At 68.0% G+C, this 26,640-nt stretch carries 16 protein-coding genes; 9 read left to right on the top strand and 7 right to left on the bottom strand.

From position 1 onward, the window contains the following. Positions 1-48 precede the first annotated feature (48 nt). The 7 genes from POL72_RS11090 to POL72_RS11120 form a co-directional block, all read right to left on the bottom strand. Positions 49-3,375 carry a hypothetical protein gene (locus tag POL72_RS11090; protein ID WP_272095071.1) on the bottom strand — a complete coding sequence of 1,109 codons (3,327 nt, stop codon included), beginning with the start codon at positions 3,373-3,375 and terminating at the stop codon, positions 49-51. Further along, positions 3,350-4,165 (bottom strand): hypothetical protein, encoded by an 816-nt coding sequence (locus tag POL72_RS11095; protein WP_272095072.1) that lies wholly within the window; start codon positions 4,163-4,165, stop codon positions 3,350-3,352. Before POL72_RS11095 ends, POL72_RS11090 begins: the two co-directional genes overlap by 26 nt. A 234-nt stretch (positions 4,166-4,399) precedes the next feature. Continuing rightward, positions 4,400-8,149: an AAA family ATPase gene (locus POL72_RS11100; protein ID WP_272095073.1), complete on the bottom strand. Its 3,750-nt coding sequence runs from the start codon at positions 8,147-8,149 to the stop codon at positions 4,400-4,402. Beyond that, positions 8,146-9,279 carry a metallophosphoesterase family protein gene (locus POL72_RS11105; RefSeq protein ID WP_272095075.1) on the bottom strand — a complete coding sequence of 378 codons (1,134 nt, stop codon included), beginning with the start codon at positions 9,277-9,279 and terminating at the stop codon, positions 8,146-8,148. Before POL72_RS11105 ends, POL72_RS11100 begins: the two co-directional genes overlap by 4 nt. Positions 9,280-9,451: 172 nt before the next feature. Beyond that, positions 9,452-10,240 (bottom strand): LuxR C-terminal-related transcriptional regulator, encoded by a 789-nt coding sequence (locus POL72_RS11110; protein ID WP_272095076.1) that lies wholly within the window; start codon positions 10,238-10,240, stop codon positions 9,452-9,454. A 35-nt stretch (positions 10,241-10,275) separates the two neighbouring features. Next, positions 10,276-11,064, bottom strand: a complete 789-nt coding sequence (locus POL72_RS11115) for an N-acyl amino acid synthase FeeM domain-containing protein (RefSeq protein ID WP_272095077.1) — start codon at positions 11,062-11,064, stop codon at positions 10,276-10,278. Positions 11,065-11,191: 127 nt separating this feature from the next. Then, entirely contained in the window at positions 11,192-11,842 is a 651-nt protein-coding gene (locus POL72_RS11120; protein WP_272095078.1) for an iron-containing redox enzyme family protein, read from the bottom strand. Between the two features lie 313 nt (positions 11,843-12,155). On the opposite strand from POL72_RS11120, the gene POL72_RS51640 reads away from it, so the two are divergent. From POL72_RS51640 to POL72_RS11160, 9 genes are all read left to right on the top strand, one after another. Further along, positions 12,156-12,485 carry a response regulator transcription factor gene (locus POL72_RS51640; RefSeq protein ID WP_373372193.1) on the top strand — a complete coding sequence of 110 codons (330 nt, stop codon included), beginning with the start codon at positions 12,156-12,158 and terminating at the stop codon, positions 12,483-12,485. Between the two features lie 85 nt (positions 12,486-12,570). Further along, positions 12,571-14,070: a sigma 54-interacting transcriptional regulator gene (locus POL72_RS11125; RefSeq protein WP_272095079.1), complete on the top strand. Its 1,500-nt coding sequence runs from the start codon at positions 12,571-12,573 to the stop codon at positions 14,068-14,070. 117 nt (positions 14,071-14,187) lie between these two features. Next, complete coding sequence (locus POL72_RS11130) at positions 14,188-15,807, top strand: DUF6119 family protein (protein WP_272095080.1); 1,620 nt, start codon at positions 14,188-14,190, stop codon at positions 15,805-15,807. Positions 15,808-17,069: 1,262 nt separating this feature from the next. After that, positions 17,070-19,196: a DUF2169 family type VI secretion system accessory protein gene (locus POL72_RS11135; RefSeq protein WP_272095081.1), complete on the top strand. Its 2,127-nt coding sequence runs from the start codon at positions 17,070-17,072 to the stop codon at positions 19,194-19,196. A 149-nt stretch (positions 19,197-19,345) separates the two neighbouring features. Continuing rightward, entirely contained in the window at positions 19,346-21,745 is a 2,400-nt protein-coding gene (locus tag POL72_RS11140; protein ID WP_272095082.1) for a type VI secretion system Vgr family protein, read from the top strand. A 44-nt stretch (positions 21,746-21,789) separates the two neighbouring features. Then, complete coding sequence (locus tag POL72_RS11145; protein WP_272095083.1) at positions 21,790-24,453, top strand: DUF2169 family type VI secretion system accessory protein; 2,664 nt, start codon at positions 21,790-21,792, stop codon at positions 24,451-24,453. Further along, on the top strand, positions 24,440-25,549 hold the full coding sequence (locus POL72_RS11150; protein ID WP_272095084.1) for a pentapeptide repeat-containing protein: 1,110 nt from the start codon (positions 24,440-24,442) through the stop codon (positions 25,547-25,549). The genes POL72_RS11145 and POL72_RS11150 overlap by 14 nt, the downstream gene beginning before the upstream one ends. Positions 25,550-25,559: 10 nt before the next feature. Next, positions 25,560-26,213 (top strand): DUF3540 domain-containing protein, encoded by a 654-nt coding sequence (locus POL72_RS11155; RefSeq protein ID WP_272095085.1) that lies wholly within the window; start codon positions 25,560-25,562, stop codon positions 26,211-26,213. 9 nt (positions 26,214-26,222) lie between these two features. After that, complete coding sequence (locus tag POL72_RS11160) at positions 26,223-26,612, top strand: DUF4150 domain-containing protein (RefSeq protein WP_272095087.1); 390 nt, start codon at positions 26,223-26,225, stop codon at positions 26,610-26,612. The last annotated feature ends 28 nt before the right edge of the window (positions 26,613-26,640 follow it).

Below are 26,640 nucleotides of genomic sequence, written 5' to 3' on the forward strand. Positions count from 1 at the left end.
CGCCGCGCCGTCGCCGGCAGAGCCCACCTTCCCTCACCGCGGCCGCCCTCACTCGAGACGAGCGCGCGAGGCCGCGGCGCGCCGGAGGACTTCCGCCTCATCGGGAGGCGACGCGGGGTGGTGCGAGAGACAGAGCGGCACTGCGATTTTGGTCGGCGCTGGCATCCCCTTGCCGGCCAGGTAGAAGCGTCCGGAGGCTAGCCGTGCCACATCGACCTTGGTGGCGCCACGCACACGGAGCTGCTCCTCCACCGTGTCGATCGCCGCCGGCGAACTCGCCTTCCCATAGAACTGGGTGCTCGCGTTGGCGATCACGTTGTGATCGATGCTCTTCGGCGCCTGGGTGGCGAACACCACGCCGAGCCCGTACTTGCGCCCCTGCGCGACCAGGCGGATCAGGCTCTCCTTGCAGGGGGTCGAGCCCTGAGAGGGCACGAAGTCCTTCGCCTCGTCGATGACCAGCAGACCGCGGAGCGGCCGGTCGCTGGGACAAGGGTTCTTCTTCACCCACGTGAAGAGAGCCATGGCGAGCTGGTTGACGAACTGGAGCGGCGCATCGAGGCCCGGCAGGCCCACCAGGCTGAGAACGGAGACACGAGCGCGTGCAGAACCCAAGCCGAAGAGGATGCCGGGATCGAGCGGCTCGCCCTCCTGATGGAGGAGGGGATTCGTCTGCACGGCAGCGCGCAGCGAATCGCAGAGGGCTGTCGCGACCTTCCTGGCGGTGGAGATCTTGAGGCTGGCCTCCTCGGGCAAGTCTCCGAGCAGGTCGAGGAAGGAGGTGAGGTCGCCGCCACCTTGCTGCGCGAAGACGCGGAGCGCGGAATCGAGGATAGCGCGCGCCTTATCGTCGGTCCTCTTGCCAGCCATCGCCGCCAGCGTGGACGCCGTCATCGCGACCGTCTGCGTGAACTCGTCAGGCTCGTGCGCGACGGCGGCGAAGTCAGGGAGCAATCCCAGGTACAAGGGGTTGCCGTTCGACCGCCCGGGCGTCCACACGATCACGTCCGTCTGTGCGTGGTAGCGGGCGGCCTTCTCGGTGTCCTCGTCCGTGAACGACGTGGGGCGCACGGGCCATGGCTCGCCTAGTCGGGCGAGATCGTTGGCACCGTCGACGACGATGGACGGGATGCGGAGCAGCGCGGCCTCCTCAATGAGCCGCCGGAGCAGCACTGTCTTGCCCGAGCCGGCGCCGGCGAGCACGACCACATGCTGTCTGAGATCCTCGGCGAAGAGCATCTGCGATGCGGCTAACCGCTCGCCAATGACCTGATGGCCGACAGCGATCACGGGCCTTGCCGCCGGGGTCGGCGCGGGTGCGGGCGATGCGGACGCCGGGTGGGGAGCGTGCGCGGTCGCCTGACGCACCGTCGAGGTCGGCGTGGGTGCGGGCACGGGCGACGCGGGGATCGGGTTGGGAGCCTGCACGGGCGACGGCGAGGGCTCCGCCTGCGGCGGAGAGGCAACGGGCGCCGTGGTCTGCGGAGAGCGCCCGAGCCAGTCGACCACGGGCTTCATCAGGGCGAGCTGCGAGGCGGGACGGCGCGCACGCAGCCACTGGTCGAAGGTCTCGCGCTTATCCCCCTGTGCTTCGCGCAGCCTGGCGAGCGCGACCAGAGCGCGGAGGTCGTCGTCGCTCGCCGGGATCAGCTCGGCTCCTGCTGTTCGCGCCTTGGTCATGAGCGCGGTCGTCTTGGCGCCGCCCGGCACCGGCGCGTTGCGCACGAGGAGCAGCTTGCGGAACTCGAGCTGGCGATCGATTCCCGACGCGGTCACGGCCGCGGTGAGCCGCGCCTGAAAAGCGATGGCATTGTCCTTCCATAGGGCGCGCAGGCAGAGGTGCCGCTCGCGGTCGTGCTGGGCGGTGAAGATCTGGCGCACGCGCGCGTGGAGGGCCGGGTAGCCGCGTCCCCCGCCGCTCTCGGCGTCAATCGAGAGGTGCACGGAGGGATCGTGCGCCTGCTCGGTGACCACGAGCTCGCAGCCAGTGAGCAGGAGCTTCCCCAGCTCGTCCTCACCATCCGTGGCGGGCGTGTCCTTGGGGACCTTGACCGACGTGCGGAGGCGCTCGAGCTGCGTGTCGAGCGCTTCGAACTCGGGGCGATGAGGTACGGCCGTCGGGTTCCGCGGTGGCTCCGTGCCCGAGAACGTGGCGAGCACGCTCACCCATCCGTCGTCGACGCACTTGCGACGGTGCTGCTCGCAGCGGAGGAGGAGTTCGCGGGGCGACTTCCCGGTCGCCGTGACGAACGCCGAAGGCGCAAACGGCCACCGAGGATACGGCGGCGTGAAGCCGATGCGTGAATAGCTCGGGTCCAGACGCGCGCTCACGATCTGCTCTGCCGTGACTGCGTCGCGCAAGTTATGGAGCGGGCGCTGATCTTCGTAGCGATGCGTCGACGACTTGAGCGCGGTGTCCTTGAGCTTGCTCCACGTCTCCTGCAGGCAGGAGACCACCGCCAGCGCGCGGCGCGTCACGTCGCGCAGCTCCATCAGCCCGCGGCCCACGCTGTCGATGATGCTGCGCGAGACGAGCTGTCGAGCGGTGTACTCTCCAGGCAGGTCGCTCGCCGTGGCGAGCACGTGGTGCTCGGTCACGATCGCGTCGAGCTGATCGAGGGCCACGACCATCGGGCATCGCAGGCTAATCAGCCACGAGAGGCCCTCGACGACGGCGCTTGGCCTCTTCTCGCGGATGTTGAAGCCGAACACCTCCATGGCGCTCTCGTCGACGCCGTAGCCCTGAAGCCAGGCGTATCCGAGGTTCGACAGCTCCATGTCGTTGGAGTTGAGCAGCACCAATGCGCGGAGCGTGTCGGCGTGCTTCAGCGTCTGGGCCCTGTGCGTGCGTCCGAGACGCTGCACCAGCTCATCCATCTCCCGGGCGAGCCTAGGCGGGCGAAGCGACGCGAGCTCGTGGGTCAGGGCGGCACCGTCGTCGCCTCGCGCCTGCGCGGCGATGTGCTGGACGACGAGCTGCGCTTGGGTGCGGTCCGTCGCGTCGGCAGGTCTCTGGAGAGAGTCGATGAAGCCTAGGAGCGCCGTCTCCCAGAAATCGCGGACGTCGCTCATGTCGACCAGGATGAAGCTCGCCGGCACGCCTAGGACCTCGCGCCGGATCGCGGACAGCAAGTGCGTCTTGCCGATGCCCGCGGGGCCGACGAACACCCAGCCGAGCGGCGAGCCCGTCTCCGTGCTCGCGGTCATCGACCGGACCTTGGCAAGCACCGCCTGCCGCTCCTTCTGGTGGAGCGAGGGGACGTCGTAGCGCGGGTCGTGCCAGACGCTGTCCATGCTCTGCGTCCACTGGAAATCGACCGCTTCGAACGCACTTAACGCATCCATCGGGTCACCCCTCGATACAAAGCAGATCACGTCGTTCGCCGGAGACCCGGAGCGCCGCGGCATCGTCCTCCGGGCGGATCCGCTGCGGGTCGTCGATCGGGTAGAGCACCGCGCCGCCCTTCTCCTGCATTCCGCGGAGCACCGCATCGACGGCCTCGACCTGCTCGTCTCGGAGCTGCGCGCGGAGGAGGGCGAGCCTGACGTACTGGTTGAGGGCCCCTCCCGTCACGTGCAAGTACGCGGCCCGGATCCGATCCTCGAGAGCGGCAGGAGCGGCTTCGCCGGGCGCGGTCGGAGCGCCTTCGCCCGGTGCCGGTCCGGTCTGAGGCGCGACCGCTGTCGAGGCTACCCCGTCTTGTTCCTTGTCGGCCGGCCGCGGTCGCATCAGGTGGGCGAGTGCGAGGTTGTGGTACTCTAGGTAAGCGCCAACCTTCGCAAGGAGCGCCGCGAGCACGGGCGCCGCGGCTTTGGTCTGCGAGAGGCGCGCCCCGAGTCCCTGGTGGTTCGCCCACTCCCACCCCGCGTCCGTAACGTGGAGCTTCGACCCCCACGTTGGGTCCTTCTTCCGTGGGCCCTTCTCGACCGTGATCAGGCGGGCGCTCTCCAGTCCCTTCACCTCGGACCTATCGAGCTCGACGGAGCGTTGGCTGGCGGTCTTCCCGTCGCCCATGATGACGAGCTCCCACAACGCGAGCGCCTGCTTCCCCGTCAGCCCTCCGTTCGCTTCCCGCGCGTCGACGCTTTTTTTTCGCTTCTTGGGCGCGCGACTTGTTCGTTTCCTGGTCGAGAGGTGCTTCTGCCCGTTGTCCTTTGTCGTCATGGCCCCTCGTGGTTCACGGTCTGCGGAAGGTCGAGCGCTCCGGTTGATCTTGGCCGGAGGACGCCATCGCCCAGATGGCGAACGAGCTCAATCCCCTCCGCAGCATCGCTCGGATGGCATGGAGACGACCAGAACAATGAGACCTCGTCGCGGGGGTGCGCGGCGGCGCGGCTCGCCGTCTAGGTGGGGGAGGCGCGCCGATCTCGACAGGAGCCCACGCGTCTTCCGCGGCGGTCAGAGCGCGCGGTGCTCGGCCAGCGCCTCAGGCGCTGGCGGCGGCCTCTCTCGTAGCCGGTCGAGGTCCACCGAGTACTCCGCCTGGAACCGCGCGAACCGATCGGGATGGCACGTGAGCAGGATGATCTGCAGCTCGCTGGCAGCGTCCCGGAGGATCTGCACCATCGACAGGAACCTTCCGTCGTCGGTCCATCCCATCGTATCATCCAGGATGAGCGGGAGCGGCCGCTTGTCCTTCGCCATCACGCGAGCGAGGCTCAGGCGGACGATCACCGAGAGCTGCTCGCGCGTGCCACCGGAGAGCTGGCCGAAGTCCTCCTCCGTGCCGCGGCGCAAGACTTTATCAAGCTTGAGATCCCGTGTCATCCGGATCTCAGTCCCCGGGCGCAGTTTGGAGAGGTACGGCGACGCCTCCTTCAGCACGGGCGCGAGGAAGAGGCGCTGCGACTCGGCATAGGCGTCTTCCACGACCGTGGACAGGAGGCGGGCGGCGCGGGCCTCGCGCTCGATCCGCGCGAGCGCTTCGGCGGCGTCAAGCTGCTCCACCTGCGCTGCCCCGAGCTCCTCGAAGTGCCCCTCCACGGCGGCCTGGTCGAGCAGCGTCTTCCGTTGCAGCATCTTGTCGTGCAGGTCGGCGATACGCTGGCGGTGCGAATCGATGGCTCCCTTGGCGCGCAGCACCTCACCGCGGAGCAGAACAGGGGCCGCCTCCTCGAGCTCGGCTGCAGCGCTCCGAGCGCTCACCAGCGCCTGTTCGAGCTCCCACTGTGCCGTCGTGTTCCGCTGCCAGAGGTTCGTGTCCGGCACGATCTCCCGCAGGGCGGCGAGCTTGTCGGTCACAACGTGAAGCCGGGCGACCTTCTCATGACGAACGGCCGCGGCCTCACCAAGAGAGCTCTCCAGCACGCGAAGCTCTCGTTCTGATCGATCCGCGGCCTCCGCCGCGCGCTCCGCGTTGGCCTCCCGCGTGCGCACCTCCTCACGCCCCTCGTCTATCGCGGTCTGCAGCGCGGCGAGGTCTGCTGGCACCTCCTCGCCAGCGGTCGCGGAGTGTGCCGCCTCGGCATTCCCGAACGCTGCGGCACGCGAGCGCAATGCGTCCAGCCCGTCCGGCGCCAAGCTCCTGAGCTGCTTGCGGAGCTCGGCGATCTGCACATCCAACGCCAATCGGGCGCGGAACCGCGCCTTCGCGGCATCGAGGTCGGCCACGTCCGCCCGCTCCAGCGCCTCGCGGAAGCGCCGCTCGAGCCCGTCGACGTCGAGCCCGCTACCAAGCTCTCCGGGGATGATCTCCCAGGTGAGGTTCTGCACCGTCTCGGGTCGCACGGCTCGCGTCACCGCCCACTCGCGCCGGGGACCCGCGGCGACCGGGCCGGTGATGGCACGAACGCGAGCCTGTAGCCTCTCGATCGCCATCTCTGCGTCGCCCAGCTCACGCTCGAGCGTCGCGAGCCGTGCGAGCGCGTCTCCGGTGACGCGGTTCTGCGAGAGCTCGACCTCGATCTGCGCGTGACGCGCAAAAGCGCTCCTCGCGTCAGCGAGGGCCGTCTCGGCGGCTAGGCTCTGGGCGCGAACCTCCGCCACCTCGGCACGGAGCGTCTGGACCCCCCGTGGGGCCACCTCGACGAGACGCTCCTCCGCCTGCTTCCGGGCCGCGTCGAGCCGGACCCAAGCGCGGGCCGCCTCCGTCGCGTCCGCCACGGTGCCGATCCCGAGACCCTGGAGGGTTGCCGCGAGGTCGCGCTCGGCGCGGTCGAGCCTGGCCCGCGATTCGGCGAGGTCCTCGCCGCGCGGTTCGAGCTTAATCTCCGCGACTTCGTCGAGGACCACGGTCGTGCCCCGCGTCAAGGTGAACGCCGTGCGCTGGCCCGTGATCAGCCGTTGCGATACCTCCTCACCCCCGGCGCGAATGCGCAGATCGGTGAGCGCGAGCATCTCCATGCGCGTGCCGATCGCGTCGCAGGCGGCGCGCAGGATGGCCACGTCCTGTTCTCGTTGCCGGAGCCCGTCCATCGCCGCCTCATCGAGGCGGTTGGCCGCGAGGCCGCGCAGGCTCGCCTCGCGCTCCCGGTCCGCCCGCGTGGCCTCGTCGAGCGCGGACTCGAGCCGCGCGCGCTCAGCATGGTGCTCTCTCACCTCCTGTTCGAGCGCATCCAGTCCCTTCGGGGCCAGCCTCCTCATCTCAGTGCCGAGCGCCGCCTCCTCACGCTCGGCCTGGATCCGCACCGAATGACGCGCCCGCGCCGCCGGCACGTCCGCGACGCCGAGCGCGAGGAGCGCCTCCTCGAGCTTCGTCCGCCGCTTCTCCGCATCCGCAAGCGCCTGCGCGAGACCGGGGCGAGCCGGTTCGATCTCGAGCATGCCGAGCCCAGGTACGTCGATCGTCGCCGGACATCCGGCCGAGCGGATGATCGCTTCTCCCTCGGCCGGGAACACGACGATGCGGGTTCCATCGGCATCGAGTCGAGCGCGGAGGGCGGCCGTCTTCGCAGCGAGGCATTCGAGCTGCTCGCACACGCGCTCGTCGATCGTCTCCGTCTCCAGGCGGCGCGTTGCCTCGGCGATGTCGTCGTCCACCTCTTCGGCCGCTCGCAGGTCCTTGGCTGCACGGGCGGCCTCGTCGCGCCGGCGTGCCCGGTCGAGGTCATCCGTCGCGGTGTGCAGTGCCGCCCGCGCCTCGAGGACCGCCGTCCTCGCTTGGCCGGCGACATCGCGGGCAGCGGCCGCCGCCTGCTTCGCGTCCTCCAATGTCTGCGACAGCTCGCCGGTGGCCTCATCGATCCTTTTGATCGCCGCATCGAGCTGCTCTGCCTCGCGCGCCAGCGATGCGCGGGCGTCGACCTCTTGCTGAACCGCCTGGACCACCGCCCTGGCCGCCGCAACGCGCGACTCGGCCTGGCGCAAGAGGCCCTCGAGCTGGTTCAAGCGGTGCTCCGCGGCGACTGCGTCGGAGTGCTCCCGCTCGAGTCCCGGGAGCTTGTGCTCGGCCTCGCGCAGCTGCTGGCAGAGCGCCCGGTGCTCCGCCGCCAGGCTCTCCACCGCAGCCCTCGCCTCCTCGATCTTCTTCACGCGAGCGTTGGCCGCCTTCAGCTTCTCCTCGGCTGACCGGTATTCGCCCGTCGTCGTGCCGGTCCTGTGTGTGAAATAGCGCGCGGCATGCTCGAGCACCCGTGTGCGCACCCGCTCGCCATGCTTGCCGCCCAGCACCTGTCCGACCTGCCTGCCGATGGTTTCGGAGAGCGTACCCCGCACGGTCTCGTCGAGGACATCGCCGGGATCGGTGTAAGCCGTCTCGTCCTGTGCGACCCACAGGAGCCCCCACAGCCCCATGTCGCTCCGCGTGCTCCCAGTCCTGCCTGGGCGCCGCCCGTCGAGCCGCGCCAGCAGGAGATCTTCCGCGTCCGCGCCGTGCACGACCGTACCCTCGCGGTGCAGGCGCACCTCGGCGAAGCGATTTTCGATGAATCGCTTGTGCACGCTGACGCGTTCGCCGCCGATATCCAGCTCGACCCAGATCTCGGGAGCGTTGCGCGTACCGTGCGTCTGGAGGGCTCTGATCTTCTGGTTCTTGGCGTCGTGCCGCTCGAAGAGCGCCGCCCGCAGGGCCTCGACGAGCGTAGACTTGCCTGCCTCGTTCCGGCCGCTGATCACGTTGATTCCGCCAGCGAAGGGCCCCACATCGAGGCGCTCGGTGAGAGCGCCGACATGCTGCACCGAGAGACGGACGAGCTTGATCCCGTGGTTCATGACACCGCCCCGTGAAAGTAGTGGAGCAGACGAAGCGCTCGGGAGCGCTCCACTTCCGATGTCCCTTCGATCTCGCCGCGGAGCCGTGCGACAGCCTGCCCGAGCCAACCTTCGGTGGGGAGGGTCGCCACATCGGCTTCGCCGAGGAAGGTCTGCAGCTGCTCGTCGCGCACCCGCAGGAAGCGGAAGCGGTCGCGCGCCTTGTCCAGGATTTCGGCGTCCAGACGGGCTCGCACCGACGCGTCGATCCTCCCCGTCAGCGTGAGCTCGAGCAGGGTGGTGTCCTTGCGGGCGAACCCGTCGAGGAGGCGCTGGAGGCTGGCGAGATCGGCATCTCCGTCGAGGCGGAGCTCGGCCTTCTTCCATTCGAGGCCGGCCACCGGGTGCGGTGTCACACGCGGCACCGCGCCGGGGCCATCGATCTCCACCTCCAGGACATTGCCTGGGTCCTTCTCCTTGAACCTCGTCGCCTCCGGCGTCCCTGGATACCACGTACGGTCGTCGATGCGCAGGAGCCCGTGCCAGTCGCCGAGCGCGAGATAGTCGAGGCGGGCGCGGGCGGCGCGGTCCGCAGGTATGGCGTTGTTGAGGGGCTCGCCGTCGCCCACCAGACGCTCGAGGACCTCCTTGATGCCGCCGTGCGCAACGCCGATGCGCACGTGGCCGCTGGGGCCGAGCTCGGGCGTGAGATGCTCGGTGGCGTCGCCGAGGCTTTGCCGTTCCAGGAGGGGACAACCGAGGAGCGCGACCCCCTCGCGAACGATCACCGGCTCGCGCGAGCCGAGGACGTGGACGTGGCGCGGGCACTCCCGTCGCCAGACGTCGCCGCGGTAGAGGGCATCCGAGCTGAGCGGATCGTGGTTGCCAGGAAGGAGGTAGATCGGCACGGAGATCTGGGTCATCGCCTCGAAGGAGAGGCGCAGAGTATCCGGGCGCAGGCCGTGGTCCTCGAAGACGTCACCAGCGACGATGACGAACTCGGCCTTGGTTTCGCGGGCGACCGCACCGATGCGGTGGAGCGTCCGGAGCCGCTCGTTGCGCACTATGGCGCCTGCGTCCCCGGGGATGAAGCGGGCGCGCAGGCCGAGCTGCCAGTCCGCGGTGTGGAGGAAGCGGGTGGAGGGAGGCATGGGAAAACGAGCAGGTGGTGATAGAGGCTGCTGGCAGTCCGAGGAGCCGGTGCCTCGCGCCTCGCTCAGTGCCCCCATGTTTGACCGCGATCGCTGGGCAGACGCCATCCGCAGAGTTGCGGACCCGCCCACGCGTTGCCTGGCGGGGCGCGATGGCGCCCTGCCGTTCGTGTCACGCGCCGCGTCTCGCCCGGTACCGGAGCATCTGGCGGCTTTCCACGCCAAGCTTCTCGAAGATGTGCTGCACGTGCTTCTTCACCGTGTTCAGGCTGCAGCCTAGCTCTTCAGCGATCTCATGATTGCTCAGCCCACGGATTATCGCGGAAACCACCTGGCGTTCGCGAGGCGTGAGACGTGCGTCCAGCACGGTGGGCACCTGTGGGGCGGGATGGACCATCTCAATCTGCTTGGCAGGACGCGCTTCCTTTGCGAACAACCAGCAGTTGCGGACAGCGTTGGCGATCGCTGGGGTGAGCAACTGCAACATCCTCTGCTCGCGCTCGGTGAACGGGCGCCGCCGCTTCCGGTACAGTGAAAGCCCGCTCTGAAGACCACCGCTAGCGTGCAGCATGACGGCGATCACCTGCTCGATCGGCGAGCCCAACTCGCGCGCCCGGTGGTACATCATGTTCCGCTCGAACGCCCGCCTGTCTATCATCTCGGAGTCGCACACGACGATTTGCATCTTCGCCTGCACCGAGCTGTGTACGAAGTCGTGCGGCGCCATGGCCTCGTAAGATCCGAAGAATGCCGGGGGCAGGTTCTCGGCGATCCACTCGTACTCGCCGGCGCGCTCCGACCAGGTCACAGCGAGCGCGCCATAGTCGGCCCCGACGAGCGGCAGGAGCAGGCGGTACGCATCTTTCAACACCGAGTGTAGGTCGAGCGACGCCCCGAGCGCGCCGTTCAGGTCCCACATCGTCTGCTGCTCGCGTTTTCCGAGCCCCATCCCCTTCCACATGGCGCCAGTCTACCATGAGACCGGGCGGCGGCAGCTCAGGGGCAGCCGAGAGAGCGCAGAAACGCCCTGGTGTGCACGACGTCGGCGAGCTCCACGACGAGCGGCAGCGAGCAAACGGTGTAGCCCCGTTCCCGTATGGGCCCCCCCATGTAACGCGCCGCGAGATGGGCGAAGGTCTCCAGCGTGCGCGGAAACTTCAGCCCCTGGAGGTCGCCAGCGCGTGCCCGGGCGCGCTCCGCCGGGGTGTAGAGCGGCCGCGTCGACGGTCCGTCCGCGTTCGCGCCAGGTCTCGGCGCGATCCGCCAGCGAGGGCTGACGAGGCCGCGGCGCTCTGCGATCCGGTACGCCACCTCCGCGTCCTCGAGAGCATCTGTCTCCGCGTTGCCCGCGCCAACCCAGTGCGTCAGACCAACGCGCAGGCTCTCGCGGTACATGGCGAGATAGAGCTCGCACAGCACGGCCGTTCCCCGGTGCTGCGGGACGATGCACATCCGCGACACCTCCGCGAGCGAGACGCCTGCCGCCACGAACGGACCGAGGTCGTAACGCGAGGCGAGATCGATGCCGAGCGGCTGCCCGATCGCTCGTGCCACGTCCAGGTTATGCCCGATGAGGCGTGCGGTCGCGACTGGGGCATCATCGACATAAGCGATGAAGTGAAGCGTCGTCTCAAGATCGTCGTAGATATCCATCTCCCAATCGATGGTGGCAGCCTCATAATTCAGGAGCCCCTTCTCTCTCACGAACACCTGATTTCGCACGCGCTGAGCTTCCGCGATCCTCGTCGGGGTATCAGCGACACTGACGCGAATTCTCTTCTTCATGGATCCTCCTCCAAAAAGGTCTGGTGAAGCGGGCAGACGGAGGCATAGGCGGCGCGCGCACCGCTCCTCGCAGCGTGCGCGCCGCTACCCCCGCTGCGGCCGCTCCTGGTGGTCGAGCGCTGCCGGTTCAGCGAGGTGACGAGAAGAATCCGGGGAAGTACAGCCGCGTACGGCGCGCCGAGCGGAGGATCGCTTCGCTGTCCTCCGGCGCAGTGAAGCCGCGCAGGATGGTGGCGAGCCGGGCGATGTGGCCATGGTCCGCCTCACCGTGTGCCCGCAGGAACGTCACGGCTCCCTCGATCCCCGGGATCCGGCTCCTCAGGAGGAGGTTGCGCACGGTGCTCGACGCCCTACGCGCAGAGAGCGCCTCGAGCACGTACGCGGTGCCGAGAAAGGCCGCACCGGAGCCCGTCTCCGCCTCAAAGCGGTGACCGAAGATGTACGCCTGGACGGCAACGTTAGGACCCGAGCTAGCTGCCCCGAATCCGAGCGCCGCGCGATCGTCGCGCGCCCAGGCGTCATGACCGGCTTCCTCCTCGGACTTTTCGATCAGCAGGCGCGCCAGGAGGGGGTGCCGGTGCATCGTGAGCAAGCGCTCGCCCGACGCGCGGAGCAGCTCGTGGGCCACTCCGACGTAATGATGCGTCTGCTCGAGATACTCCGCGTAGTGATCGGCGGCGATGGTCCCGGCGAAGAGCGTCCGCGCAATCGGGTGTTTATCGAGACTGTCGATCAGTTTGTCCGCCTCGCGGTCGAGCCTAAAAACGAGGTCTCTCATGGCCTGATGTCTCCTTGACGGCGGAGCGGGACGCCCCGGAGCGGGCCGTCGTCATCGCCGCCGCGGAGCCCCTCAGAGCAGCCGGCAGGCCAGCAACAAAATCCTGCAATATCGATATGTTACGCTTGCGGGCGGACGGGACTCGGAGCCCGATTTGCTGCAAACTGCGGCAGCACGAGGCGGGTCCACCCGCCCGCGCCCGTACTCCCAAAAGTAGTATTCCGCTCCTAAGCGGGCAGGTGCACGATGGGTGGTGAGAGCGGCACCGGAGGGTCGAGCATCCGGTGTCGGGGAGCGACTAGCCATGCGAGAGATGAAACCCCAGCAGATCTTCCACTCCGAACGCCTTAGCGACCTCAGTGACCTCCGGGCGCGCAGCGTCGAGCTATGCGCCTCCCAGCACGCGCCCGCGGAACGACGGACGAGCCCGGTGCTCACCCCTCGCCAGCGCGACGTGGCCGCGTTGCTCGTCGGAACAGGCCTGTCGTACAAGCAGATCGCCGCCCGGCTCGAGCTGAGCGAGGGGACCGTCCGGACGCACACGGAGCGAATCTATCGGGCTCTCGGCGTTCACTCGCGCCCTGAGCTTACCGTCGCCCTCCTGCCGCCGGGCCGGGGCTATCCGCTGGCACCGCTAGCCTGATCGAAACCATCGTACAGTCGGCTCGGCAGGAGCAGTTCAGCTCCTCTCCGATTCGGTAGGCTCGCTCTCGATCCGCAGGAGGAACATGGCGTACACGACCAGCCTCGACCTCGAGCCAGAGGTCGAGCAGCGAATCAAGCAGTTGGCCGATGTGGACGAAGACGTGCTCGTCACGGGCCCGAGCGGCTCAGGGAAGAGCGCCTTGGCCCGGCGAATTCACGATCTCAGCGTCCGCCGGCGCGGGCAGTTCATTCCCCAGAACTGCGGCGCGATCCCCGGGGAGCTGGCGGAGAGCACCCTCTTCGGCCACGAGCGCGGGGCGTTCACGACCGCGCACACGGCCGCGCCCGGCATCGTCGAGGCGGCGAACCAGGGAACGCTCTTCCTCGACGAAATCGGGGAGCTCCCGCTCGCCGTCCAGGCCAAGCTGCTCACCCTGCTCCAGGATCGCAGGTATCGCCCGCTGGGCAGCGTCAAGGATCGGCCCGCGAACTTCCGGCTCATCGCCGCGACGAACCGGGATCTGCTCGAGCGGTGCAATCAGGGGCTCTTCCGCGAGGATCTCTATCACCGGATCAACGTCCTCCCGCTCACGCTGCGCCCCTTGCGCGACGCTCCTGAGCGGGTGCAGCGGATCGCGGCCGAGGAGGTGAAGCGCTTGAACATGCCCGAGGAGCTCGGGAGCCAGGTGCTGTCCGTCGTGAAGCGCCTCACCCTTCACCCGGCGGCGTGGCCCGGCAACATCCGCGAGCTCCTCACCTTCGTGCGGCGCTGCGTCCTCGGCGTGGAGGCGGAGGAGCACCGGATCCTCGGTGAGTGGGCGCGCTGGCGGAGGTCCGAGAGCGCGGAGCGCCTCACGGCGCTCGCGCCGAGCGTCAGCCCGTCGCTGGCCGACCGAGAGCGCTACGCCGGGATGATTCATGAGCTCGCAGGGCGCGGGGCTCGCCCGAAGGCCGCGGTCTCCCGGAAAGGCTCCCTTGAGCTCGCGTCGCGCCTCCTCGACGTCTTCCCCGAGCCGCTCCCCATGGACGATGTCCAGGCCGTGCTGGGGGCGCGTGACCGACGCACGCTCACCGCCAACGTGGAACTGCTCGTGAAGCACGGGCTGGTTCAGGTCTCCGCCGGCGGTGTCGTGGCGTCGTGGCCGCCGGCGACGTCGGCGCTCATCGGGCTCCGTCAGAGCGAGAGGATCCCCGCCGGGCCCGGGGAGATCCTCTCGCTTGCCCGTGGCGATCGGATCCGCATCGAGATCACCTCGAAGCTCGCCGGGACGCTCGGCGTCATGCTCGTCACCCACGGGTCGGGAGGCACGTGGGCGCCGGAGGTGATCGTCGAAGGGAAGGAGCTGCGCGCGTCGAAGACGACGGCAATTGAGATCGAGCTCGACGGCGCCGGGGGACTCGAGCAGATCCTTCTACACGTCGGGCCGCCCGGGCGCCGCGGCGGGCGCCTGGTCGAACCTACGCTCACCGCGGTCATCATGCCCGATTCCGCGGCGCTGGAGCGAGGCCGACGGATGGCGCTCGAACGGTGGCACGACGGGTGGCTGGCCGAGCACCTCGTGTTCCACACACAGGGCAACTGAGCGAGGCGCGCAGCCAGGCTCACGGTGCTCCCCTGACGAGCGTACCCCGCCAGAACAGCGCGCGGCCGCACACACGCAGCAGAAAAACCGAGCTACCAACACTGAGCGAGAGTCAACATGGCAGCAAAAAAAACGGCGACGGCGGCTGCAAAGACGACCGGCGTCGGCGCCCACCGCCCCAAGGTCCAGCACCTCAGCGTGCTGCTCATGAAGATGGGCATCTCCTCGAAAGGGAACGCGCTAAAAGAACCGCAGTCTGTAACGTCGCACGCGATCGACACGAAGCTGCTTCCAAACAGCTCATTCTACACCGAGACGCAGCGACCCAAAACCCCGAAGTGGGTAGACTTCGTAGAAGAAGGCCTAAAAGGCAAGCTGTCCATCCATGGGACTACCGTATCGGCGGTCCTGTTTGTAGAGACCGGCGGACGGTGCTTCGCGTTCACCTTCGGCTTCGGTCGCAACCTGTTGAGGCCAGAGTCAATCGAGCGTGACTTTGGCCTAAAAGTCGTCCTCAACAGAGTCGACCCAGAGAATCTCAGAAGCATCGACCTCAAGAATTTCGAGGCGCTCACCATTCATACAAGGCGCCAGACCAGCCGAGGCTCGACGCTCGATACATTCGGAATTAACACGGCGCAGGATCTCCTTCGCTCTGTCACTGGAAACCCTGAGGATCAGAGGTTCGCGAAGCGCGTCGCTGGTTCGGACGGCCTCGCGCTCGCGGCGACGTTGACGCTCCAAGATCTTCCCCAGAAGTGCGCGCAGCTTCTCAGCGCGTACAATGACACCAGGTACAAACAAAGGTTTGAATTCGTCGATCAACTGAAGAGCATCCGCGATCCTAGCATGATCACAAAGCTCGATCAGGCGCTCGAGCAAAAGCTACATACCAAAGATTTCACAGGCATACACCTGGCCCCGCCAGAGCCCCAAGACTGGGAAAACGTCGAAAGCTTCAACTACTCATTCGATCGAAAACAAACATTCACGGATCTCGACATCGATGACTACATCTCGGTCGTCGGCCGACCTCCAACGGCCGACGAGCTGAAGAAACACGTCATTGGGGTCACCTACAAGGGTTCGAGCCACAGCGTCAGAAAATGGACAGTGCGTGACTCTCTGGTCTGCGAAATCACCATCAATGGGCAGATATTCGTACTGTCCAGCGGCGACTGGTTTGAGGTTGCGAGGGACTTCGCGGACCGCATCCTCAACAGGGTCAAGGAGCTCACAAGCTCGTTCTCGCTGCCCAAGGCGAAGCTCGGCGAGCGGGAGGCATCGTACAATAAGCGCGTGGCGAACCAAAAGAAGTACGCTCACATGGATTGCAAGCTGAACAATACCTACGGGACACCGATCGAAGTCTGCGACCTCTTTACGATTTCAAAAAAGTTCATCCACGTCAAGAGAAATCGAGTATCGGCCACACTCAGCCATTTATTCGCTCAAGGGGTCGTATCGGCGGAGGCATTCGCCTCAGACGAGCGTTTCAGACACGAACTGAGGCGCCAGCTCCGGTCCCTCGACGCGACCTTCCTCTCCTTCATTCCGGCAGCAGACGCTCGGCCTATCCCGTCCGAGTATGAGGTCGTGTACGCAATCATTACCAAACCAGACCCGAAGTGGCCTGCTTCTCTGCCGTTCTTTAGCCAGCTCAATCTGGTCAATTCGAGCGACCGCATCAGCAGGATGGGGTTCCGTGTTTCTCTGGTGAGAATTGACGCGACCTAGCTCCGCGGCTCAGAAATCTCGCCATAAAATCCGCAGCGCCACAAAGATTCACCTTGACTAACGCGAGAGCATCGCGCTTGCTCTAGATGCGATTCGACGATGCGGCCAAGGCGGAGGGAGGCAGGCCGAGATCGCGACGCCTGTACAGGGACCACGCTGCGAAGGGCAGCGTCCGATCATCCTCGCGTACCGCCAGCTCGAGCATGCGCGACTTATGACCAGCGCAGTAGTTCCGGCAGGTGTCCACGTCTCCGCAAGCCGCGGCACCGTCGCGACGAGAGCGCTAAGGGCTGCGCGCGCCGACTCGGCGTTTCGATAGGTTGCGGGACGCCCGTGGCGGCGCGACGCGTGTTCATTTGGCGATGTACGAGCGCTCACATGGGAACAAGGAGACCAAGGATGGAATCGTGGGGCTTCATCACGAACTCCTAGCAATCGCTTAGCGGCATGGCATCTGATGACAACGCCCCGGTGCTCAAGCCTGCGCGGATCTCACCGCCCCCTCCGCTCGCGCTCGCGAGCAAGGTCGAGCACTTCGGCCGCAGCCTCGCGCTGGGATTGCGTCAGCCCTCCGAGCAGCCGCCCGATCGCCTCATGCGCTACGCGCGCCGTCTCTACATCCCCCGCCACAATAGCCGCCGCCAGCCCCTCCCCGAGCTGCACAAGCAGCGTCGTCCTCACCGACGCCGCCCTCGCCCCCACCCCTTCCCCCCAACGCTCTTCCCCCGCCCCGCCTACCCCGATCGAATCGCCACGCGCCCCCTCCGAATCGCCACACCCTCGCTCCAACCGCGTCGATCCGTCGCCGCCCCCTCCGATTTCCCAAGCGATTTTGCCGGTTCGCCCCGTTCCCCCGCCCCAGAGCGCCTTCTAAATCCACCGCGTCCGCCATTTCGCCACGGGCCAAGAGGAGGCGCTGCGCCACTTCCTCGCGAACACGACGCACGACGTGATGACCTCGCTGACCGTGCTGCGACACCTCGCGACGCTCCGGCAGCGCGCGGCCGACGGCGGGCCTGTCGAGCAGTCCGGCCCGCGCGACGCTCGAACGCTCGAACGCCCGAGCGCAGGCGTGCAGGAATGCTGCTGCTGCTCGACCCGCCGACGATGAGATGCGCCGCGCGCCGTGCGCCGGCGCCGCAGTCACACATAGATCGCGAAATTGCCGCGCGCTCTTCACACAAGAGAGCGTACTGAAATGTGAGGCGATTCATGGTGCCGAGGCGAGCCATGGCCGGGAGCGGTTGTCGGGGAGCACGATCATGAGCGCGCTCCCGCGCGGCGCCGTGACGCCGCTGAAAGGCGCCGCGGCCGCCGCCATCGCCTGGCGCACGCAGGGCCGGCACTACATCACCGTCATCGCCAAGGCGAGCTTCGCCTTTGCGATCGATGCGGTGATGTGGCGGACCGATCCGCAGGAGATCCTCCCCGTCGAGGTCCACCATGGCAAAAACCCGGCGCGGAGCGTCCGCTGGAGCGGGGACCTCGCGCCCTACCTCGGTCGGGCCGATGTGGTCTTCACCGGAGATGCGCACGCGCCGCGCGGCACCGAGGTCCAGTCCTTGCCGGTGCGGCTCGCTGTCTACAGCGCGGGCGGCTGGGTGCTCGACAAGCGCCTCCTCGTCCGCGACAAGGGCCCTTTCCGGCAGATACCCCTCGTGTACGAGAGGGCGGTTGGCGGCGCGAACGGATGGGAGAACCCGTTCGATGGGGAGCCGATGGACGGCCCGGCCAGCATCCTCGACCTCCAGGATCCCGCACGCCCCGCTGGCTTCGCGCCGCTCGCGCGCGCCTCGCCGGTGCGCCGTCGGCTGCTCGGCAGCACCCCTCGCAAGGCGCTCGAGGGGCCGAACGCCGACATCCCCGCGGGCTTCGACTGGTCGTACTTCCAGGCGGCGCCTGCGGACCAGCGGATCGCATTCCTGCAAGGCGATGAGTGGATCGTGCTCGAGCACGTGAATCCGGCGGCTCCACGGCTCCAGATGCGCTTGCCCGGGGCGCGCGGGGTGGCGCGGCTCCGGGGGCTCGACGCCGCGTCCTCCGCCGCGGCAGACGGCGAGCTGCTCGAGCTCAACGCCGACACGCTTCGCATCGACGGCGTCGAGCAGCGCTGCACGGTCGTGTGGCGCCGGGTCTTCCCCGTCTCCGGTGAGGACGCCCTCGCGGCCGTGCGGATCGTGGCCGGCGTCGAGATCGAAGGCGAGGAGATCGCATGGCCCGACATGCCCCTCGAGGAGCAGGAGCGCGTGCAGCCGGCGCATCCGCCTTCCCTCCGCCTGGACTCCCAGGAGACCGCCCGGATCGAGGTCGCGCCCGACGGCGCGGGCGAGGCGCGGCTCGCCCCGGAGCTCCCGATCAGCCTCTCCGCCGAGGACGTCGAGCTCGTCGATCCTCCGCCTCCGTTGTCCGCCGCGTCCCTCTTTCGAACGCTCGCGCTCCCCCAGGAGCCGGACGAGCCGTCGATGCGCGCGCCGGCGCTCCCCTTCGGGCCCGCGGCCCCTGCGCCGGCGTCGCAGGACGAGCTTGAACCGGTCGCAGCTCAACTCCCTGCCCTCTTCACCAGCACGACGCTCCTGTCGCGCGAGGACGAGGCGCGGATCACTGTTCAGCCCGCGACGCCGTTTCCTGCCGCGCCGCCGCTTCCGCCGCGCCTCGCGCCCGAGCTGCCGATCCCTGGCGCGCCCTGGTCCGGCGAGCGCGCTGCGCGGGCGCCTTCCGCGCCCGTGGAGCCCGCGACCTCCGCGACCTCCGCGCCGACGGCGACCGCGTGCTTCGAGGCTCCCCTCGACACCACCACCACCGCCGTCCCGGGGCTCGTCTCGGAAGCGTCCGAGCCGCCGGCCGCGTCTCGCTTCTTTCACGAGCTCCGACGCGACGGCGACGGCGACGCAGTCCCGGAGCCGCTCCCGCCGCTCGGCGAGGGCGACGAGGTCAGCCTCGAGCGGTGCGCGATCGTCGCGGCCGAGCTCGCAGAGCGGCCGGTCCCCCGGGCCGACGTGCTCCGCGCGCACGGCCTCTCCGATGAGCGCTGGGGGCAGGCCGAGACGCGATGGCAAGAGGCGATAGCGGAGGAGGCCCGACGCCGCGAGCGACCGCTCCGCGATCGGTTCGATGCAGCCTATCTCGCCGCCTGGGAGGCCATCCGCGGCGTCTTGCATCCGACCGATTACGCGCGACTCGTCGTCGCGACCGAGCGCGACGGCGCGGCCGCGGCCCTCGACTCGCTCGCCATTCGACGCACCGTGTGGGCGCAAATGAAGCGGCTCTGGGCCAGGCGGCTCGCCGGCGATCCACGCCTGAGAGCGCACGTCGAGGCCGAGATCGCGACGCTGCGCGGAGCTCCGCGGCATTCCGCGGAGAGCAACGCCCCCGCGGCGCAGGCCGGCTGATGCGATACGATGTCCGCTGTGCGGATCGCACGACGGCGACACGCCGTCGTGACATACAATCATCGCTTTGCTTTCCAGAAATGGCCTCTATAGTCGACGTTCTTCCGGCGCCAGGAGCCAACGCGCACCGATAACGGGGAGTTACAATCATGCAAGATGCGTTCACCGTCAGCGCCAGCGCGCTCCCCGCCGCCACGCGGGTCATTGGCTTTCGAGGGGCAGAGGGGCTGTCGAAGCCGTACGTCTTCGAGATCTATCTCGTGATGACGAACTACGTGGGCCAGGATCTCGACCTCGCCGACGTTGTGGGTACGAAGGCGACACTCCGCCTCTCCCCGTCGGACGGCGGGGCTCCCTTCCTCGTGAACGGCATCTTCGCGACGATGGAGCTCATCCACGCGTTCGGCGAACGCTCCGTCTTCCGCGCCGTGCTCGTGCCGCAGCTCTGGAAGCTCACCATCTCCCTGCATAGCCGGATCTTCACCGACCAGACGGAGCCCGACATCATCAAGACGGTGCTCTCGGGCGCCGGGGTCTCGGACTACGAGCTCAGGCTGATCGGCAGCTACAAGCCGCAGGAGCACGTGTGCCAGTACCGCGAGAGCGACTTCGACTTCATCTCGCGGTGGATGGAGCGCGAGGGGCTCTATTATTACTTCGAGCAAGGGGACGGCGGGGAGACGCTCATCATCACCGACGACAAGGGCGTCCACGCCCCGCTCGGCCAGAAGGCGGTCCGGTATATCCCGCAGTTCAGCGAGCACAGGGTCAAGGGAGAGGTGCTCTGGACCTTCACGTGCCGGCACACGTCGATGCCGTCCAGGGTCCGCATGAGCGACTATGATTACAACAATCCCGCGATCGAGATCTCCGGCAGGGCGCCCGTCGCGGCGAACGGGCTCGGCGAGATCAGCGTCCACGGCGCGCGTTTCTTCACGCCGGCCGAGGGCAGCCGCCTCGCGGCCGTGAAGGCGCAGGAGCTGCTCGCGGGCCAGGTCGTCTACCACGGCACCGGGGCGGCCTTCACCATGCGCCCCGGGTACACGTTCGAGCTCGAAGAGCATCCGAGGCCGGCGCTCAATGCGGTCTATCTGGCCACCGAGGTCGAGCACTGGGGCAACCAGACGGGCTGGGCGCCCGAGCTGATGCAGATCATCGGGCTCACCTGGGACGATGTGTACCGGATGGAGGTCAAGGCCGTCTCCTCGACCGTCCAGTACCGGGCGCCGCAACGGACGCCGTGGCCTCGTATCTACGGGACCGAGCACGCCCTCGTCGACGGCCCGGCGGACAGCGAGTACGCCCAGATCGACCAGCACGGTCGCTACGCGGTCAAGCTGAGCTTCGATGAGAGCGACCTCCGGGGCGGCAAGGCCTCGACCTGGGTTCGCATGCTCCAGCCGCACGGCGGCGGCACCGAGGGGTTCCATTTCCCCCTGCGCAAGGGCACCGAGGTGATGTGCACCTTCCTCGGCGGGGATCCGGACCGCCCCGTCATCGCCGGCGTCGCCCCCAACGCGCTCACGCCGAGCCCCGTCACCTCCGCCAACAGGACGAGGAACGTCATCCAGACCGGGGGCAGGAACCGCATCGAGCTCGAGGACCAGGCGGGCTCGCAGCGCATCACCGTCAGCACGCCGACCGAGAACACGATGCTGCGCATGGGCGCGCCCAACGATAACCACAATTTCATCTCCAGGACGGACGGTACCGCCCTGATCAAGACGGGCAAGTCGCTCGAGATCCAGACGGGCACCTGGAGGAAAGACAACGTCGACGATCAGATGGAGACCGAGGTCGGCGGTTACCTGAAAGAGACCGTCACCGGCGCCGTCACCCTCGAGTACAAGGACATAAAGACCGAGACCGTCACGAAGGCCGTCACGGAGATTTACAAGGACACGAAGAGCGAGACGGTCACCAAGCCCGTCACGGAAAAATATCTGGACACCCAGACCACCACGGTCACCAACCTGCGCAAGTCCGAGCACGGCACCGAGGAGACGACCGTCCACGGGAAGGTCACGGAGAAGTACGAGGGCCATCACGAGACGAAGGTGACGACGGGCGGCCGGTACGAGGAGACCACCGGCCTTCAGCACGGGAAGTTCAACGACGGCTGGAAGGTCGAGATCCCGGGCGGCAACGTCGAGCACATCGCGACGGGTGACTACGTCATCCAGGCAGAGCACTTCAGAGCGAAGGGCAAATCCGACTACCGCGAGATTCAGGGCGTCAGGATTCAAAACACGTTCGGCGGCCTGATCAACCTCACCTACGGCTTCGGCACCCTGAACGTCGTCGCCCCGCAAAGGACGGAGCTGGTCGTGGGGTTGAAGGTGGATGTCATCGCCGGGCTCAAGGCGGAGGTCATCCTGGGCTGGAACTACAAGAATTCAAAAGGCAAGACGGACGTCACCTTGCTCGACATGAAGAACTCGGCCGTCAAGATCGGCACCTCGGGGATAACGCTCAGCAGGACTGCTGCGGCCAAGGTGACCTCGACGGGGGCTCACGTCTGGCAATCCTTCATTCACATGTTCCACTAGCCGCGGCGCCCAGCAGAAGACCGCGGGAGCCTGCAGCGAACCTCATGAAGACCATCAAGCCGAACCGGCTGGGGCTGCTCACCAAGGTGTTCGAGAACGACGGCGAGCCGTACCTCGTCGTCACGCTCCTCGTCTTCTTCCCGTTCGAGACGCCGAGGCACCTGCTCCATGAGCAGAGCCTCTGGAGGTTCGCCGGCACGGAGCTCGGGAGCGACGCCATCCTCGACGAGTGCATGCCGAAGCTCCGGGGAGAGCTGCTCGTGAACGGCCGCTGCTTCACCGCGGGCGCCGTGCCGCGCGCCGCGTGCTCGGTGCGGGTCCAGCTCGGGGCGATCGACAAGACGCTTTACGTCGTCGGAGACCGCCGCTTCGGTCTCCTGGGGATGACCGATCCGGAGCCGTTCACCGAGATGCCGATCACATGGCAGAACGCCTTCGGCGGCGAGGGCTACGCGCCGAACCCGATCGGCAAAGGCTTCGCGCCGGTGCGCGGCGAGAACGGCTCGGTGCATCCGTTGCCCAACATCGAGGATCCGCGCCGCCTCGTCCGGTCGCCCGGCGACCGGCCCCCGCCCGCCGGCTTCGGAGGTTACGATCCGACCTGGCCACAGCGCTTCTCCAAGGTCGGGACGTACGATGAAGCGTGGCTCAAGGAGCGCTTCCCCGAGCTCGCCAAAGACCTCGACTGGAGCTTCTTCAACACCACGCCGCCGGACCAGCAGATCGAGGGGTATTTCCGGGGCGACGAGGCGTTCGTCATCGAGAACATGCACCCCGGGAAGCCCCGGATCGAAGGGGCGCTGCCGGGGGTGGCGGCGCGGTGCTTCATCAACCAGAAGACCGGCGAGGGGGAATCCTTCCGGGAGATCGCGACCCGCCTCGACACGGTCCGGCTCTTCCCCCACCACGAGCGCGGGATCCTCGTCTATCGCGGGGTGCTCAAGATCCGTGAAGACGATGCGGCCGACGTGCTCCACATCGTCGCGGGCTGCGAGGCGATGGGCGAGCCCAGGCCGGTCGAGCATTACCGGACCGTCATGGCCCAGCGGCTGGACAAGGAGAAAGGGCACCTCTTCCTCCTGCGTGACGCGGATCTGATGCCGCCTCCGCAGCCGGACGCGGGGCCGCTGCCGGACGACCCTCAGGCCGAGATGACGAGGCTGCTCCGATCGGAAGGGCTCTTGCAGAAGCGCGCCCGCGCGAAGGCGGAGCGGCAGATCGAGGAGATCAAGGCGAAGATCCGGGCGCAGGGCCTCGATCCGGAGCCGCTCGTCGCCCCGCTGCCGCCGGACGACGACGCGATCGAGCCCAGCCTGGACGAGCTGCCGGCATACGTCGAGCGGGCGATGACCGAGGCCGAGAAGGTCAAGGCGGACGCGGAGGCGCGCCGCGCGGCCGAGGAGCAGAGGGCGCGCGCCGAGTGCGCGAAGCACGGATTCGATTATGACGCGATCATGGGCGAACGGCAGAAGGAAGCCGGCGGCCCGCCCCGGTTCTCGGCCAAGAAGGAGCTCGAGCGGCTCGAGGACGTCGCCCAGATGGCGCGGAACGGCGGAGTCGAATGGCCGGAGCTCGAGGCGCAGCTCGGTGACCCGGAGCTTGCGGCGCGCCTCTTCGAGGTGGAAGAGCAGATGCGCTCTGCCTACCGGAAGCTCGCTCACCACTACCCGGCCGCCTCCCGGCTGGGAGGCGAGGAGGCCACTCGCGTGCGGGAAGAGGTGATTGCCGGGCACCGGACCGGGGAGAGCTTCGCGGGGCGCGACCTCACGGGCGCCGATCTCTCGCACCTCGACCTGTCGGGCATCGATCTCGAGGGCGCGCTGCTCGAGGCCGCGGTCCTCACGGGCACCCGGCTGTGCGGCGCGAACCTCGCCAACGCGGTCCTGGCAAAGGCCAATCTCCTCGGCGCAGATCTCACCGGGGCGAACCTCGCCGGCGCGAACCTCGGCGGAGCGAACCTTTGCGACGTGAAGATGCGCGGCGGGCTCGACCTCACCGGCGCCGTGCTGGCCAAGGCCAACCTGTCGGGCGCCGACCTGACCGGCGCGCGCCTGTCGGACGCCGACCTGTCCCAGGCGACCTTCGACGGGGCCGACCTCAGCCGCGTGACCGCGCGCAACCTCGTCCTCATCAACGCCGACCTCTCCGGCGCCCAGCTCTCCGGCGCAGACCTCGAGAAGTGCACCTTCATCGAGGTCAACGTGGAGGGCGTCGACTTTCGCGGCGCGAACCTCCGCGCGTCGGTGTTCATCACCGGCAAGGGCGACGGCGCCGTCTTCCGCGGCGCCAAGCTCGACAACATCCGCCTCATCGCAGGCTCGTCGTTCACGGGCGCCGACTTCCGCGGCGCTTCGCTCGAGCAGGCCAATCTGAGGGGCACCTGCCTCCGAGGGAGCGACTTCACGGAGGCCAACCTGCGGAGCTCCGATCTCAGCGAGTGCGACCTCACGGGCGCTCGCCTGGATCGCGCCGTCGCGGTGGGCGCCATGCTCACGCGGGCAGACCTCTCGGGCGCCTCGCTGTCCGGAATCGATCTGATGGAGGCCGTGCTGCAGAAGGCGAAGGTCGACGACGCGAGCTTCGAGGGCGCCAACCTGTTCCGCGTCGACGCCGCGAAGATGCGCGGAAACGCCGCGACGAGCCTGAAGGGGGCCAATGTGAAGTACGTGCGCTTCGTCGCGCCGCCGGAGAACCATGGACAGAAATGATCTGGTCGAGCTGATCCAGGGCGGCGAGATCATCTCCGACGTCGACCTCTCGGGCGTCGACCTCTCAGGCGCCGACCTCTCAGGCGCGATATTCGACAAGGTGAGCTTTGCCGGCGCGAACCTCTCTGGCGTTCGGCTGAAGGAGTCGACCGCCACCGGCTGCTGCTTCAGCGGCGCGCGCCTGTCCGGCGCCAACCTGCACCTTGCGGCGATTGTGGACTGTGATCTCACGGGGGCGAAGCTGGACGGCGCCTCCCTTATCGCAGCGCAGCTCACCGGCGGCGATCTCTCCTGCATCGACCTGAGCGGAGCAGACCTGACCCTCGCGAGCGTGATCAACACGAGCCTCTCGGGCGCCCGGCTCGCGCGCGCCAACCTGGACCGCGCCGCCATCCTGGACGTGCGGACCGAGCGGCTCGACCTCTCGGGCGCCGTGCTGAAGCAGACGGCGCTCGTGCGCGCCGATCTCTCGAACGCGACCCTCGGCGGCGCCGTCCTGGAGCTGGTCGTGCTCGTGGAGGGGAAGCTCGCGGGCCAGGACCTGCGCGGGATGACGTTCACGATGACACAGTTCACGGGCGCCGATCTCAGCGGCTGCGACTTCTCCGGCGCGACGCTGACGCAGTGCGGTTTCAAGGACGCGAACCTCTCCGGCGCCAAGCTCGACGGCGCGCTCGCGGGCCGGGCGCTCTTCGTGAATGCCAACCTCACCCGCGCGAGCCTCGCCGGGGCCGTGCTCAAGGAGTCTGTCTTCGTGGGCGCTCGCCTCATCGAGGCCAACCTCGCCGGCGCCAACCTGGAGATGTGCATCCTGACCCGGGCCGCGTGCGCGGGCGCGCGCTGGAACGGCGCCAACCTGACGTACGCCGACCTCTCCCACGCCGACGTCTCGGCCGGCGACTTCTCGAGGGCGACCCTGTTTCGAGCGCGCCTCCATCGGATCAAGGACGAAGGGGCCCTGTGGTCCAACCGGGCGGCCGCCCTCGGCGACGACGCGGATCTCGCCGAGGCGGAGCAGTGGCAATCACGGGTGTTGAGCAGCAGCCGGGGGAGCTCGGAGACTCCGGCCATGGGTGTCGAGACGTCTACGCGTTGACGAGGGAATCATGCGCAATCTGGCGAGAAAGCAGGAGCCGAGGGCTCTGGTCACTCAGGAGTTCGGCACCGTGGTGCGCGCCGACGGCGCGGCGCTCGTCGTCGAGACCGACGCGGGCGAATTCAGGGCGAAGCGCGCCAAGGGGTGCCTCCTCGAGCCCGAGGCGGGCGACCTCGTGCTCCTTGCCGTGGCGACCGACGGGCGTTGCTACGTGCTCTCCGTGCTGGAGCGGGAGGACGGCGCGCCCGGGAGCATCGTCGCGGACGGCGACCTGAACATCAAGCTGCCTGCCGGTCGCCTCGGTGTCGCCGCGCAGGACGGCATCGGCCTGGTCTCGGCCAAGGAGGTGGCGGTGGTCTCGGCGGGCCTCTCGGTGAACGCCGTCGACGGGAATGTCGCGCTGCAAAGCCTCTCGTTCGTTGGGACGCTCCTCCGCGCGGAGATCACGAAGGCCAAGGTCTTTGCCGGGAGCCTCGACTCCGTGCTGGAGCGGCTCTCGCAGCGGGTGAAGCGCTCCTACCGCACCGTCGAGGAGAGCGAGCAGCTCCGGGCCGAGCGGGTCGATTACGTCGCGAAGAAGACGATGAGCCTGCGCGGCGAGAACACGCTGGTGACGGCGCAGGAGCTCGTCAAGATCGACGGCGAGCAGATCCACCTGGGTTGAGGAGGCATCATGTTCGCGAACACGCAGATGGGCGGGATGAACCTGGGGTTTCCGGACGTGTGCCTCACCCCGCCGGTGCCTGCCCCGATCCCTTATCCGAACATGTCCTTTGGCCCGGTGAGCGCGCCGGCCGCGTACAACGTGCTGTTCATGTGCGCGCCCGCGCATAACCTGCTGACGACGCAGCTCATCTCCGTCGGCGATCAGCCCGGCGTCGCCCTGGGGGTCGCGTCCGGCTCGGTCATGGGGCCTTCCCGCCACATCACCGCCGCGTTCACCTGCCTCGTCGGCGGCATGCCGGCCACCCGGCTGACCAGCATGAGCCTGCAGAACTCCACGAACTGCCCCGGAATGCGGATCGTGCCGAGTCAGGTCAAGGTGCTCATCCTGTCCCCCTGAGGGATCTGAGCCGCCTGGAGCCGGTCGT

Origin of the sequence: Sorangium aterium (genome assembly GCF_028368935.1) — a bacterium.
In the GTDB taxonomy this organism is placed as follows: Bacteria; Myxococcota_A; Polyangia; order Polyangiales; family Polyangiaceae; genus Sorangium; species Sorangium atrum.

Coding starts and splice junctions, on each gene's coding strand:
- POL72_RS11160 (WP_272095087.1), top strand. CDS start 26,223: ATGTTCGCGAACACGCAGATGGGCGGGATGAACCTGGGGTTTCCGGAC.
- POL72_RS11130 (WP_272095080.1), top strand. CDS start 14,188: ATGGCAGCAAAAAAAACGGCGACGGCGGCTGCAAAGACGACCGGCGTC.
- POL72_RS11110 (WP_272095076.1), bottom strand. CDS start 10,240: ATGTGGAAGGGGATGGGGCTCGGAAAACGCGAGCAGCAGACGATGTGG.
- POL72_RS11100 (WP_272095073.1), bottom strand. CDS start 8,149: ATGAACCACGGGATCAAGCTCGTCCGTCTCTCGGTGCAGCATGTCGGC.
- POL72_RS11155 (WP_272095085.1), top strand. CDS start 25,560: ATGCGCAATCTGGCGAGAAAGCAGGAGCCGAGGGCTCTGGTCACTCAG.
- POL72_RS11150 (WP_272095084.1), top strand. CDS start 24,440: ATGGACAGAAATGATCTGGTCGAGCTGATCCAGGGCGGCGAGATCATC.
- POL72_RS51640 (WP_373372193.1), top strand. CDS start 12,156: ATGAAACCCCAGCAGATCTTCCACTCCGAACGCCTTAGCGACCTCAGT.
- POL72_RS11115 (WP_272095077.1), bottom strand. CDS start 11,064: ATGAAGAAGAGAATTCGCGTCAGTGTCGCTGATACCCCGACGAGGATC.
- POL72_RS11140 (WP_272095082.1), top strand. CDS start 19,346: ATGCAAGATGCGTTCACCGTCAGCGCCAGCGCGCTCCCCGCCGCCACG.
- POL72_RS11145 (WP_272095083.1), top strand. CDS start 21,790: ATGAAGACCATCAAGCCGAACCGGCTGGGGCTGCTCACCAAGGTGTTC.
- POL72_RS11120 (WP_272095078.1), bottom strand. CDS start 11,842: ATGAGAGACCTCGTTTTTAGGCTCGACCGCGAGGCGGACAAACTGATC.
- POL72_RS11135 (WP_272095081.1), top strand. CDS start 17,070: ATGAGCGCGCTCCCGCGCGGCGCCGTGACGCCGCTGAAAGGCGCCGCG.
- POL72_RS11095 (WP_272095072.1), bottom strand. CDS start 4,165: ATGACGACAAAGGACAACGGGCAGAAGCACCTCTCGACCAGGAAACGA.
- POL72_RS11125 (WP_272095079.1), top strand. CDS start 12,571: ATGGCGTACACGACCAGCCTCGACCTCGAGCCAGAGGTCGAGCAGCGA.
- POL72_RS11105 (WP_272095075.1), bottom strand. CDS start 9,279: ATGCCTCCCTCCACCCGCTTCCTCCACACCGCGGACTGGCAGCTCGGC.